Consider the following 14,245-nt stretch of genomic DNA (forward strand, 5'->3'; position numbering starts at 1 on the left):
ATATTCTTTATGAATCTAGTACAACAATCAGAAGATTTGGTCAGTAATTTACTCAAAGATAAACTTTCTAATTTATATTCTTACCATAATTTAAATCATACTCTTAATGTAGTTGCTGCAGTTAACAAACTTTGCATCAAGGAAAATGTTGAAGATATAGGGAAAGAAATGCTTTTGGTAGCAGCTTGGTTTCATGATGTTGGTTATATTAACGGGGCAGAAGATCATGAAAGTGAGAGTGTAAAGATTACTGTTGATTTTTTAAAAGAAAAAGATCAATCGGATGAGTTTATAGCAGGAGTATCAAAACTTATTATGGCTACTTCCAAATTTTATGTTCCTCAAACCCAATTGGAGAAGATAATAAAAGATGCTGATTTTGTTCATATTACAAGTTTGGAATATACTTCGACTTGTGAATTATTGCGTTTTGAGTTAAAAAACACAATGAATCTTTCTTTCGATAGTCTAGAATGGGCAAAAGAGAATCTTAATTTTTTAATGAATAAGCATCAATTTTATACGGATTATGCTTTAAAAAAATGGCAGCCTCTAAAAGAGAAAAATATAGAAATGGTTCAAAAAAAACTAAATAAGCAAGAATTGAAAAAAGCTAAAGAAATCGAAAATGAAGAAAAAAAGAAATATAAAGAAGATAAACCAGAACGTGGTATTGATACTTTATTTAGAGTTACTTTGGGCAATCATACGCGTTTGAGTGGTATAGCTGATAGTAAAGCGAATATTTTACTCTCGGTAAATGCTATTATTATTTCGATTGCACTTTCTACGTTGATTCCAAAATTAGATAGCCCAAAGAATGTGCATTTGGTTTATCCGACGTTCATTATGTTGATGTTTAGTGTTATTACGATTATTTTTGCTATCCTTTCTACAAGACCAAAAGTAACCAAAGGAACTTTTACCAAACAAGATATTCATGATAGAAAAGCTAATCTGCTGTTCTTTGGTAATTTTTATAATATGTCTTTTGAAGATTACCAATGGGCAATGAACGAGATGATGAAAGACAGAGAATATCTCTATAATTCATTGATTAAAGATTTATATTTCTTAGGAATTGTACTCGAGAAAAAGTACCGATTATTGCGAATTGCCTATAATATTTTTATGATTGGAATAGTCTTGTCAGTTATTGCTTTTGTGATAGCTTTTAAGACGATTAGTATTTAATATCTCGAAGTTGGTGGTAATTTTGAAAAAAACCGGAAAAAAACTAACCTAAATAAGAAAATGAAAACTTTTTTGGATCTCTCATTTTATAAAAAAAGGGAATACATTTTTCCTAATTATTTAAATCCAGTTATTGATTCAAATTTAGTTGGAATAATAACTCATTATGTAGAACTTTCGAAAAGTATTTATGGGGAAAATATTTTTGAAACTTTTCAAGAAAAAGATGATGAAACTTTACTTCAAAATCTTATTTTAAGAGATGGTGTTTTTTTTGAAAAATTTTATGCAAAACATTTGAGATTTAGAGTAAATACTTATTTTAATTCTTATCAAAAAACTTCAGAATTAATTTTATTATGTAATGAATATTACCAAAAAGATTATAGCGAATCAACTGCAATCAAAATTATTAAAGAAGATTTCATAAAAATTTCTTTAAATAATTTGAAAAATCAAACATTATATCAAAAATTGAAGGATTCGGTTAAAACTTTTTCTGAAACAAAATGCTGTGAGATATGTGGCAATCAGTTTAAAGTAATAAATTTTCCTGATTGGCTTTACTTTGGCGTAAATGGAAATATTTCAATTTGTTATGAATGTCCATTAAATCATAGTTCGAAAAAACACGAAATGATACCTTTAATTTATAAGTTTGTTGATGACTGTAATTTTATTCCTAATTCAGATTTTAATCCCATAAATTATAATTTTAGTTCTCGAATACCAAAAGAAAATTGGACCAAAATTTGTAAAATAATTTTTGAATTAGGAATTGAAGCTAATAATTTATCAAGCTCAAACAAAATAATAAATAAAAAATTTGGTTCTTGGTTCAAAGCTTTGATAGAATCTAATGTATTAGCTAACGGTACATTAAAAACTGCTAGAGGAATTAAGTGTTTAGCTAAAAGTGGCAATGAGTGTTTATCGTTAGATGAAATGTTTATTGATAATTGGTTCTTCGAAAATAATATAAAGACAGAAAAAGAACCATATTATCCAACACATCCAATATATAACAAAAGTGGTAAACGTCGTGCTGATTGGAAAATAAACGATTATTATATTGAATATTTTGGATTAAAAGGAGAAGAGACCTATGATCTAAAAACAAAAGAAAAAATTGAATTGTCAAAAGCAATGAATCTTAAGCTAATTTCACTATATCCTTCTGACTTGAATAACTTAAACGAAAAATTCATTGAAATAAAAGCTACCGCCGACAGCTACACAAGATTTGGGTTTTAGGCTGAATTTAAAGATGGTTTTGTATTTGGAAAATTTGTGCATAATGGAAAAAACTCGTTTCTTTAATCTCAAACCTCGGATAGCACCAGGACGTTAAGCTTCGTTTTTTACCACATGGGGAGAAAAGGAGAATGATTTTGGCTAGAAATAGCTAGTTTTTAAACGCAAAGTACACAAAGTATTACGCAAGGTTCGCAAAGCTTTGCGCTCATTCTTAATACAAAGAATATTTTTTTTGCGTTCTTTGCGGTTAAAAACAATCGAATAGTACTTTAATTTTGTTCGTTCAACAAATCTTGGTATGTGTTGTTTGGAGTGTAATTAGTTAGATTAGTATTCATTACTTTTACCCGAATGGCTCTTAATCCAGATACGCCCTGAAGTTCTTCAACTTCAAATTGTTCGATTGTTGGCTCTAATATTTTTTTGAATTGAAGGTATTTGATGTATTTCAAATATTCGTTTTGCTCAGAATTATGAGAGTAGACAATAGTGATTTTCTCCTTTTGAGTAATTCTTTCTTTTGTTCCTTTTATCGTCGCTTTATCGATACGCTTTTTTACAACTTCATAACGTGCATTGTATGTTCCATCTACATCAAAGCGTTTTTCATCCATTCTAAAACGGATTGAAATTGGAGAACTGAATACCAAAATCAAGGAAGTTACATCGAGTTCGTACGGTAAAGTTTCTTTTAACTGATGGTGTTCCAGTTCCATTTCGCACAATGTCTGCAGCTGCCACAATCTTAAATTATTCAAAAATAGATTATCAAATGGTTTTGTGGGGGCAATAGATTCGCCAATGTAGAGGTTGTGTTCTACACCATCGGTTTTAAAACGTTCATAGTAATGTGGATAAATTAATTGGGCTTCTATTTGTTTTTGGTCCAAAATAGCAGCTAACTTTTTATTGATAATCGACATAGTATTATCGAATTTCTTTCTGGAATGATAAAACATTCCAGTTTTTTCGTCTAGGCTTTCAAAATAGTTTTGTTTTACAATATCATGCTCGACATCCATTGTTGTATTTTTTAGGATGGGATGAATTTCGGTTTCAATATAATTCTGAATTTGCTGTTCTGTATCTGCTTTTAATGATAAATCGAGTTCATTGTTAAACGATTGCAATTCAAATATTCGTTGTTCCAATAAAACGAAACTTTCATTTGTTTTTTGGCTTTCAAAGAGATCTATAAGAGTGTTTAATTGATTTTTTAAATCTTCTTTTACCGTTTTATTTCGATGTTCTGAAGAGCCTTTTATATCTATTTGTCCATACAAAGGATATACTTCTTTGAATATGATTTCTTTAAAAATATAATCTTTAGTGGGTGAGTTAGATTGAAAATATTTGAGCGCTTCTCTTTTAAATTTCCAATAAACGCTGGAATGTATGGCTGTATACTCCCGTTGAATAATAGCTTCGATTTGGTTTTCTTTATCGATTTTGTAGCTCTCTAAGTTATCAACCAGATAAGGCAAAAATAAATCTAAATTGATAGCATTGATACTGTTTAGATCTTTTGGATGTGAAGAAACCAATTCGATAATTCCAAGAATAGTGTTGTCTTTAATAACAGGTGCAAAAATACAGCTTCGTATGTCTTGTTGTAATAAATGATAACCTAGTTTTTCATTTTCTGGAATTTTTGAAAATTGTTCAACATCAGAGATTATGATATTTTTTTTCTCTTCTAAAATAGTTTTAAGACAATGACCATACATAGTGTTTTTGCAATCCATTTCCCCAATACCACTCAAGATATAACTATGGGACAATTTATCACCATAAGGCGGAATTGTAAATTTTTCTTCTTCCTCATCGTATAAAATAAAACCAATTCTTAAATCGGGGATTTTAAAAATGGATTTAAAAATAGATTCAAAACTGATATTTGATTGTGATTGTGCCGATTTTGCTTTTAAAAGATTACTTTTTAAATTAGATACGGCACTTTCTCGAGTAACATCAAAAAGACTTACTATTCCAAATCCTTTTAATAACCAGCTTTCGCGGGGGAATTTTTCTTTCCAAAGATTAATATTATCATAGTTATTCATTAACAGATTAATGTCTTCTGGCGTAATTTCAGGTGCATTTTGAATGGGAATAATTTCTACAAAATCAGCATTATACAAAATTCGATAATGAAACATAACGCCTTTAGCATTTGGAATATCGTAGAATAATGGTCTGTTGAAATCAAAATTCTGACCATAAAATACATTTAAAATTAAAATGCAATTCAGAATGTAAAATTGATCTTCTTCAAAATCACGTATTTCCATATCAAAAGTCATTCCTGCATTTTGAAGAATTTTTTTAAACCTTTCCGAATAATTAAAAGTTACATTTTGAAATGGAACACTAACTGCTTTAATCTCATTATGGGTTAATGGAGTAGGGAAGAGGTCTGCTAGTAAATTGTGAATGAGTTCTTCGTGTTTTTTTATAAAATTTAAATCGTCAATTCCATTTCTGAATTCAGGAAAAGCTTCAATTTCTTTTAATAAAGCTTTGGCATAATTAGAACGATAATCTACATTGGATTTAGCAATTTCCTCAAGATTTTCAATCAATTTATGGAAAGAAATTAGAGTTTTAAAAGGACTATTTGTAAATGCAGTATTATCCATAAAAAGAATTGAAGGTGGTATTTGTATTGAAAATGAATTAAATAGCTAATTTTGAGAACTATTTTTATAATTAATATCTCAAATGTGATGTTTAAAATAATTGGAGTTTAAATTTAGTTGAATTTTATTTAACAGAAGTGAAGGAAGTGAAAAATTTATTTATTAACCTGAGCGTAATTATTAAGTTATTCATTTTAGAGGGATTGTGTACTGAGACAGAATAGTAAAGCAATTCAAAGTTACATGCTTATACTTAGTGTAAATAAAATAGCACCACTAGAAAAGGTATATTTTTCAAAACATGCCTTTTCCTGTGATGCTACAATAATATAAATTTTAAAATCTATATATTGAATGCGTTGGTGCAATCAATTATATGATATCTTAAGATAAAATGGATTTAAGTTTATAAAGAATTACACTCTTGTTCTGTTTATCGGACTGATATCTGTAAGTTCTTTTGTTGGATTGAATGTAGAACCAATACTTTGCTGAAAGTTAAAGTAGTTATTTGGATCTACCCTCTTTTTAATATCTAAAAGACGTTTATAATTGCTTCCGTAATATTGTTCTGTCCAATTATGCTGTAAAGGATCAATATAATTGACATAAGCTCCAGTTGAATTACCAGCATCTGATAATCTTTCGAAAAATTCGTAAGCCCACTCAACATTTTTAAGTGTATCACCCGGTTTGTCTAAATCCCATATTGCTTTTATTTCGGGAACAAATCGAGTGTTTCTATGTACATAAGCTGTAGCATCCGAAGCGACATTTTCTATCGCACCGCCCGCATGTGTCCAAACTGCAAAACTGTCTGGAGATGGGGCTTTACTCATAGAGTCGATAATAACTTTGGCCACATTATTATTCATTCCGCCTTTTGGGAGTACTGTAGACCGAATGTAAGAACTCCTGCCTGCTACTCTGGTCGTGTTGCCATTATAAAACTCCCAATCTGGAAGTGTCATATTAAATAAATCGGCATTAATTGGTTTTAGTTTTAAAAGTCCTTGCAGTAGATCAATACCTTCGGCACCATCTCCATTAAAAACAGGAGTTAACCCTAAAACTTTTACATTAGTCGTTTTATCGATTAGGTCTTTTTGATTTCCCATAAAACCATATACAGCCATTTCGTTTGGTACTGTTTCGACCCAATCATTGTAATAGCCTAAGACATCTTCGGCCATTTCTAACGGATATCGAATTTGTCCAACCAGCATTTTTTTGCTCATTGGTTTACGAACCCGCATTTCCATTTCTACTACAATACCAAAATTCCCACCACCACCACCACAGCAGGCCCAAAATAAGTCTATGTCTTCGGCTGCAGTACTTTTTACACCTATATGTCTTAATTCACCATCTGGAGTAACGATTTTTAAACTTTCCAGATTGTCGATGCTCATTCCGTATGATCGGGAAACAAAACTGTACCCGCCACCAAGCATAAAACCAGGAGGTGCAACAGTAGGACAGCCGCCGCCAACAGGAACAAGTCCCGTATTTGTAGCTTGCATAAATTTATAGACATCATACCAAATGACACCCATTTGGGCTGTGACAGTTTCTTTCTTTTGATCAAAAGTAATACTGTTTAAATTTTTCATAGCAATAACTACCCCACCTTCATTAAGACAATAACCAGCAGCACTGTGACCTCCGCCTTTTATCGAAAAGGGGAAATTATTTGTAATGGCAAACTTTAGTCCAATTTTTACATCTTCAATGACTGCCGGGAAGATTATTAAACGAGGTCTGAACTGTATCCGTCCGTTATCGATACGTATAACATCTTCATATTCTAAATCTCCAGGCTGCAGTACATAACCGCTTAATTCCCTGATTAATTCCTGAATTGCTTTATCTGTCATGATTTTTTATTTTTTGATTAATTATATTCTTTAAAGACGCTGAAATTATCTTGTCAGTGAATATACTTTTGACTGGTATTTTAAATAAGAATCGAAAATATAGGTGTTTTGAATCATTCCAGCAGTAGCAGGGAAAAAGTCATCATGCTTTTTGCTTTTAAGATAATCATCATACGCTTTTTTACTTTCGTAGATAATAGAAACCGCAACTTCAAAATTGCGTACCGAAACATCTCTTTTGATATCTGTTAGACCGCCAGTTGTAAATTGCTGTATTCCTGGATGACCAGAAAGATATTCTACACAGATGTCTGTAAACTTTTTAATATTTTCTTCTGATTTGTCTGTCAGTGAGAAATACAGATTATGAAACATACTTTGCGGATAATTTCCATCAGCACCAATAAATTGAGCTTCTGAAGTATTCCCGCCAATGATTAGATTACTTACATTGGCATCCATTACACGTCTTGTCGTCCCAGGAACCCATCTGTTTACATCTGCAACAAATTGATTATGTGATGTATCATTAGCATTGTATAAATTAAAAGCAGCCTCATCTTTAAATAACTGATGCATAGCAATATCATACTTAACGTCATTCTCTGGTCTAACCATATCTGCCGCTTTTGTACCTATCCAGAAAGAGATCATATCTTTAGATTCTGAAAGATATTGTCTGGCTTCAGACATATAAGCCTCAATTATATTTGGCGTATTGCTTGTGCCAAGATTAAAGTAAGTACTATGCAGCAACATTGGCGAAATTTTATTATTTTCCATTTGATTGTTTTTAAATGTTTTATAAAAGATTATTCTTCAGTTTTGAATAAAAAATATTTGGATTACTGAAGAAGAAGTGTGGCTACTGAAATATGAGGCCATTTAATCTCTACAACACTTCCATCTGGAGCAAAAACTGGAAAATCAAGAATCACGGTTTGTGTATATTGTAATTGAAGGAAGGTAGTTCCGTCTGCATTTTGTACCGTTTCTATCCAGAAAATTGCTGATAAACTATTGGCATTTGCATTTACATTTACAAAAGGAATATTTGTAATACCCCCAACTGGACCAGTTGCGCCTGGAGTTGCAACACCATCTACAGGATTAGCATCTAAAAAGATAACTACCGTTTTGATAATATTTTGTTCTTTAATGGCATTTTCAAGAAGTATATTTGGATTCATGATTACGTCTTGAGGAATACCTGGAGGAGCAATAGCATTTCTTAATTGTGATAAATAGGTATCGCTTGTATCATTAACTCTCTTACCATTTACAATAAAAAAAGGAGTAGGATCTGCAACCTCAAATACTGGAGGTCCATCTACAGTAAAAAAAGTTCCCTGAGCTAAAATTGAATCACCATGCGGTATTGAACCTAATCTGGCAATACTTGGTTGTACAACAGGATCTGTACCACTAGGAAGGTTTAGGAATAAACCAGTTTCTAAGTGAATTCCATTTTGACCGCTTGGAAGATTAACATCATCTACTTGCTGTAAATAATGCAAACCCATAAATGTAATATCTGATTGTGCATTACCGCGATTAATAATATCACCTCCAATAGAAGAAAAGGTAAATGTTTCTGCAGTCGAATTTAATATGATTTTGAATTTGTCTACTGGTGGCGGACCTGGTTTTGCCTGATTCATATTTGGCACTTCAATCAAATTAAATCCTGGACCAACCCAGGTACCAATAAGTGATTCTAATACACCTAGATCAACCGGCTGACTAATTGGGGCACTTTCTAATACCGCACTTTTTAAACTTAATTTTGCAGTTTTATTAGTTGTTTTTGCTTCTAATTTATTTAAACCAGACAGGTTTAGATTTGCTAACGGATTGTTTTGTTCTAAAGCCATTTTATTTTTTTTGAATTAATTTATTTATGATAGAATTTAAAAAGTATTTGAAGATTAGCTTTAATTAGTTAAAGTGCTTTTCTGCTAAATCCTTCAATTGTTGTCAATATCTCAGCGGTCATGTAAATCTTTGGAGGAGTATTGAAATCACTTAAGAATAATTCACCATAGTTTTTTACAAACGTTGTAAAAAGTGGACCATTTATATGTTTTAAAAATGCATTTTCGTCTTCATAAACTTCCCAAAAAATAATTTCACCTTCTGGTGGTGTAGGGAGACTTTTTGCATTAAAGTTTGGAATATGCACCATATACAATAGTGTTTCAGGCTCGTTTGCTTGCACATCCTGCGCAAGTTTTTTTAAAGCTTCAGTGGCTTTTACCTCATTTCCAGGTAAGATTGTCCATTTTCCAGTGAGAGGGTAATACATAGTTTTTTTAGTTATTAGTTAAAATTAATAAGCGATATTCAAAATTAAAGTTCAACATATTCAAATGTTGGACCTGCACATTCTCCATTTCCTAACGGAATATTTAATAATTCCAAAGCTTTGTATTTTAGGTCATACATTACTGTGATTCCTTTAATAAGAAGGTCTGGTTCTCCACTAACTGCATCGTTTATTCCGTTAAGAAGTTGAACATATACCTTGTTGAATTCAATTGCTTTTGACATTAATTCAGGATTATGTTCGTAATCTTTCATCTTTGGATTGGCTTTCATATTATAGACTGATGACCAGCTTACTGTAAAGGGACGACCAGTTGGAACACTTTTTACAGGCATTTGAAAATTTGTATCATTGGCACTGTACATGCGTCCATAACTTATTTCTTGGAATTTAAAGTAATGAGCATATTCAATATCTTCGCCAAACATGACTTGCTCAGTTGAAATAGTACCATCGATACCTTCACCTTGTCCCACGATTTCTCCAATAGCTTCTTCTGCATCTTCATAAGTGATTACTTGAGTGATCTTACCGCCGCTTCCATAATAATGTTCTGGAGTAATTTGACGTGTAGGATCTCCAATAAATATTCCGCCAGGAGTTGTTTCGTTTAAACGGAGTAAACCATAACGGATCGCTTCATAAAATTGCCCTATACTATCAAAATGTCCAGTAATTTTGGCTTTAGGATTAGAAGGTCTTTCGATAGTAGAAAATTCATCTAATGCTTCTCTTGAAAACTTAAGCAGCTGAACTTCAAAAGGAGGTGATCCTTTAGGAACTTCGGGTATTATACCGCCTGGAAGTGGAGTAGGATAAACTGGAATGATATCTTTAACATTAAAAAGTTTTTCTCCTTTTTTTATAGTTTTAGGATCGGTTATGGCATTAAGAATATTTGATACGAGTACCATGTGAAGCATTTCTTCAACAACCACACTTCGGATGAGGGCTCCAGCCTCAACATTTGAGCCTTCTTTAATGGTGTAAAGTCCACATAAATAAGGTGGAATTGTAGATAGTTCAAGTTGCAATGCGGTTCTAAGACAATCCTGAAGATGTTTAATGTCTTTGACGTAATTTTTTACATCTTTTACAGACATTTTTTTTAACATTGTTGGCATTTCATTTTTTACAAAAGAGGCTTTCTCTAAAGAAATTGATGCAACTTCTTCGTTAATGTCTAAATCGGCAATTGGTTTAATTAGTTTTTGACGATTTGGATTGTTTTTTTGAAATAATTTATTTTCCATGATTAGTTATTGTTCAAGTTGTTTAAGAATAGCTTCAGCTGCTTTAAAAGTTAAAGCAGACATTGTTAGAGTTGGGTTAGAGGTTCCAAGAGTTGGCATATTACCGCAGCCTACTAAGAATAGGTTTTCATGATCCCAAGTACGCATATTAGAATCTACAACTGAATCTTCTTTTGTAAATCCCATTCGATGTGTTCCTACAATATGGCCAGCCCCAGCAAAAGTGTATCCCTTGCCTTTGTAAGTAACATAATCAGCATCTTGTCCAGGTTTGTATTCTGTAAAATCTTCAATATCACATTGACTAAACATTTGATCAGAAACAATACCTGTTGCTTCAAATGCCTTCAACATATATTCTGTGGCTTTATAATGAATAACAGGTCTATAATTGCCTATATTATCTTTGTATGTTGGATCTATAGTTACTCTATTATCAGGATCAGGAGCTTGTTCGCATTCAAAGTGTGTAAAGAATTGTCTAGTCACAGTTTCTTCAATTTTTGCACGCAGTTTTTTACCGATTATACCTTCATTGACAGCATTAATTACATCAGTTCCAGGAGATGCTGTTGGCCATGCCCAACCCCAGTTATCTAAAGGTAGTATCCATGCTGCATGATTTTTACGAAATTCACCATCTCTAAAAGTTGGAATATTGGTTGTGGAACCAGGACCTCGATATGGATAAATAGGATCTTTGGATAATCCCCATCTCAAAACTGTCATGTGGTCCATTAAATTGCGTCCAACTTGATCGCTACTATTTGCAGCTCCAGAAGCTAGTAACAACTTAGCGTTTTCGATAGCGCTGGCTGCCATTACATATAATGTTCCTTTTGCTACATGTGTTTCATATTCGCTAGAACTGCCATTGATATACGTTTTGTATTCAACGCCATTAATCCAGTTTGAAGTTTCATTAATTAATAATTTGGAAGCTACAGCTTGTGTTTTTACTGTAAGATTCCCCATGTCACATTTTCGGAATGTCTTTAATGCATTGTATTTTGCTTGTACTGGACAAATAGGTACGCAGCTTGCATTTCCTTCACAACGTTGACCAGTATAAGGATCCCAATTAGATCCAACGGGATTATAATCTCCAGATTCGGTTTTTATGATATCTAAAGTTTTTGTAGCTTGATTCCATTCGACACCATTAATGTCATAATCAGGATTTGGAATTGAATTTCGTCCTTGTGGTGTACTTATACAATATAATTCGTATGTCTTATCATTGAGTACAATTTTATTGTTTTTGTCAATAACCTTCTTCATTACACCATCAAGATAACTAGTTGGTATACCTTTCATCGGATATACATAGTCTTTGCCAAAAATACTTTTTTGTTCAATAGGATAGTTTTGATCCTGAACATTGCCAGAAACACCAATTTCATTTTCAGCCATTTGATAATAACGAGACATATCTTCATACTTAATTGGCCAATCTACACCAACACCGTATTTTGATTTCATTTTAAAATCATTTGGCAGCATTCGAAGTGTTGTTCCCAGCCAGTGCAAAGTGGTTCCGCCTGGAGCTCTGGTATTGTCGCTAGCAAAGGGTATCGGTCCCATTTGAACCAAATATCCTTTAGTAGAGGGTTTGTTTTTTTTGATAATTTCTATATCAAGTACATCAATAGAAGGAGCGTCTTTGATATTTGGGTATGGTGAGTTGGGAACTTTTATGGGAGCAGTATAAAAAGTATTAAGATAATCTTGATAATTTTTAAAATTAGCTTCTTGATCCATTGCAATACCTGCCGAAAGACCTGCTTCTAACATTAGAACTTTTTTACCAGCATTGGTAAGTACTTTAGCAATTATTGATCCTGCAATTCCAGAGCCAACAATTACTACATCATAATTATTTTCCATTTGAATGACTTTTTACTATTATTTTTTTACTGAAAGAGGAAGTTCTGCCCAAGAGCCATAACCAGGTTGTTTAGCTCCAGGAGGGTGAGCGTGTATGGCATCCCACATAAGACCTTGAATATATGAAGCTGACGATATTACTTCGCCTCCCCAGTTTCCAGTGTACCAAAGGATAATGATGCTTTTTGCAAGCCCGTTATAAGATGAATTAGCAATAAATTTTGAAGCTAAAATGGCTTCAATATCTTTTTCAGTATATGATTTGTGATTGAGTAGTAAGTGGATATCCAGAAAGAAGTAATCGATATCTTCTTTATCTAGATTTTTGAGAATCGTGTTGTAGTAACTTTCTAGCATTCCAGTCGCTTTGAGTTCCGTTTTACTGAAGCCAGTAAGTAGGGCTGAAACCTCTAAAAAGAGTTTTGTTTGAGAATTGGGTTCCATGATTTTTGTTGTTTGGTTTTTGTTGTTAATAAAGTTATTTTTTGAAATTACATTTGTCATTTAGATCAATATTCAAGTGCAAGTGCTTAGAGTTACAGATGTAGTTATTTATCCAAAAGGTAACACGCCTTTACTGTTGGTTTTTTACAAATTTTGAAACAAAATAGTAACAACTTTAGTTAGTTTCGATACACTAGAGTAGTATTAGTTTATATTGAGCTTTGTTTTGTACAACTAAAAATACTTCAGATAAAAAAACATTTTTTGGAAATTGACATAAGAGGGAAATTCAATGTCATGAAAGGATTTTATGTAGTGTTGAATTATTTTCTTACTTTTAAACTTATTAACTTATTGGTTTTTAATGACTTGAACTTATTTGTTTCAGGAGTGAATTTTCCAATTCTGATAATCCATTTTAATTGATTTTTACTATGCAAACTCAGTATGTTGAATAAATAATGAAAATTAGAACCAGCCCATTAGTCCATTTAACTCAAAACTAACTTTACCATTATTTTTAAGAACCATTTCTCTTTCATATTCATACGTTTCAAAAGGACTTGAACGCTCAATTAAGTGAATATTTGCACCTAGAGCTTTAGGCATTGCTAAATCCATTTCCCAGATATCACCACAAAAAATAGATGAAGATAATTTTGAAATGTCGCCTGATAAAGCTTTGCATATTGCCTCAAAATAAAATGCTCTTCTTAAATATACTGGACGGCCATCTACCGAAATGGAACTATGAATTGCTGGTAAATCTTCAAATGTCTTTCTTAAATTATTAGAAATTGAAGTGGTTTTTGATTGCTCTAATGTTATTTCACATATTCTAAATTTATTTGCTTCACTTTCTACAGAGATACCAGGTGGAAGATTGTTTCTTTCAAAAAGATCACAGAGTCTTTTGGTAATTTTGGTTGAGTCAGAATTTGAAATAAAATGGATATTTATTTCTTTTTCAAGAAGTTTGCTAAATACATCTCGTGCTTCAGTGCGAAAAGGTGCTTGGTTTTCATTATTAGAATTGCTATGTGCTTCGAACGGAGGATCAGTCTTTATCCCTTGTTTTCTCATAACTAATTTAGCACTTTCAAATGCTAATATATACGGATCAGCTGCAGCTGGTGCAGCTGGAGTAGTAGCAATCGTCCAGGAAGCTTTTGGAGAATTTGCTATTATGTAATTTTGTGCTTCTTTCCATTCGGTATTACTTATTGGTGTTATAAATGGAACCAGTTTATTGATTTCTAATAAGTATTGTCTCAGATATGCTTTGTAGATAAGATCTATTTGAGTACATGTACCATCAAAGTCTAAAATTATATCAGTTATTATATTGGTGGAATTTTTAGTCATTTT

General features: G+C 32.1%; 11 protein-coding genes. 2 read left to right on the forward strand and 9 right to left on the reverse strand.

The window, feature by feature from the left end; all coding sequences use genetic code 11:
• Nucleotides 1-9: 9 nt before the first annotated feature.
• Both CLU82_RS17000 and CLU82_RS17005 read left to right on the forward strand, forming a co-directional pair.
• The gene (locus CLU82_RS17000; protein ID WP_100844214.1) at nt 10-1,194 is read left to right on the forward strand and encodes a Pycsar system effector family protein; all 1,185 of its coding nucleotides are present in this window, start codon (nt 10-12) and stop codon (nt 1,192-1,194) included.
• Nucleotides 1,195-1,254: 60 nt separating this feature from the next.
• Nucleotides 1,255-2,448 (forward strand): hypothetical protein, encoded by a 1,194-nt coding sequence (locus CLU82_RS17005; protein ID WP_100844215.1) that lies wholly within the window; start codon nt 1,255-1,257, stop codon nt 2,446-2,448.
• A 272-nt stretch (nt 2,449-2,720) separates the two neighbouring features.
• Here CLU82_RS17005 and CLU82_RS17010 read toward each other — a convergent pair whose 3' ends face one another.
• The 9 genes from CLU82_RS17010 to CLU82_RS17050 form a co-directional block, all read right to left on the reverse strand.
• On the reverse strand, nt 2,721-5,090 hold the full coding sequence (locus tag CLU82_RS17010; RefSeq protein WP_100844216.1) for a GAF domain-containing protein: 2,370 nt from the start codon (nt 5,088-5,090) through the stop codon (nt 2,721-2,723).
• Nucleotides 5,091-5,506: 416 nt separating this feature from the next.
• On the reverse strand, nt 5,507-6,967 hold the full coding sequence (locus CLU82_RS17015; protein ID WP_100844217.1) for an FAD-binding oxidoreductase: 1,461 nt from the start codon (nt 6,965-6,967) through the stop codon (nt 5,507-5,509).
• A gap of 45 nt (nt 6,968-7,012) precedes the next feature.
• On the reverse strand, nt 7,013-7,750 hold the full coding sequence (locus tag CLU82_RS17020; RefSeq protein ID WP_100844218.1) for a Dabb family protein: 738 nt from the start codon (nt 7,748-7,750) through the stop codon (nt 7,013-7,015).
• 62 nt (nt 7,751-7,812) lie between these two features.
• Complete coding sequence (locus CLU82_RS17025; RefSeq protein ID WP_100844219.1) at nt 7,813-8,841, reverse strand: heme-binding protein; 1,029 nt, start codon at nt 8,839-8,841, stop codon at nt 7,813-7,815.
• Nucleotides 8,842-8,909: 68 nt separating this feature from the next.
• A complete protein-coding gene (locus CLU82_RS17030; RefSeq protein WP_100844220.1) occupies nt 8,910-9,272 on the reverse strand; it encodes a putative quinol monooxygenase in 363 nt (120 codons plus the stop codon).
• 44 nt (nt 9,273-9,316) lie between these two features.
• A complete protein-coding gene (locus CLU82_RS17035; RefSeq protein ID WP_100844221.1) occupies nt 9,317-10,546 on the reverse strand; it encodes a ferritin-like protein in 1,230 nt (409 codons plus the stop codon).
• Between the two features lie 6 nt (nt 10,547-10,552).
• Nucleotides 10,553-12,433, reverse strand: a complete 1,881-nt coding sequence (locus CLU82_RS17040; protein WP_198520235.1) for a GMC family oxidoreductase — start codon at nt 12,431-12,433, stop codon at nt 10,553-10,555.
• A gap of 18 nt (nt 12,434-12,451) precedes the next feature.
• Nucleotides 12,452-12,877 carry a hypothetical protein gene (locus CLU82_RS17045; protein WP_198520236.1) on the reverse strand — a complete coding sequence of 142 codons (426 nt, stop codon included), beginning with the start codon at nt 12,875-12,877 and terminating at the stop codon, nt 12,452-12,454.
• Between the two features lie 468 nt (nt 12,878-13,345).
• Nucleotides 13,346-14,242: a hypothetical protein gene (locus CLU82_RS17050; protein WP_100844224.1), complete on the reverse strand. Its 897-nt coding sequence runs from the start codon at nt 14,240-14,242 to the stop codon at nt 13,346-13,348.
• Nucleotides 14,243-14,245 lie beyond the last annotated feature (3 nt).

This window comes from Flavobacterium sp. 5 (genome assembly GCF_002813295.1).
Lineage (GTDB): Bacteria > Bacteroidota > Bacteroidia > Flavobacteriales > Flavobacteriaceae > Flavobacterium.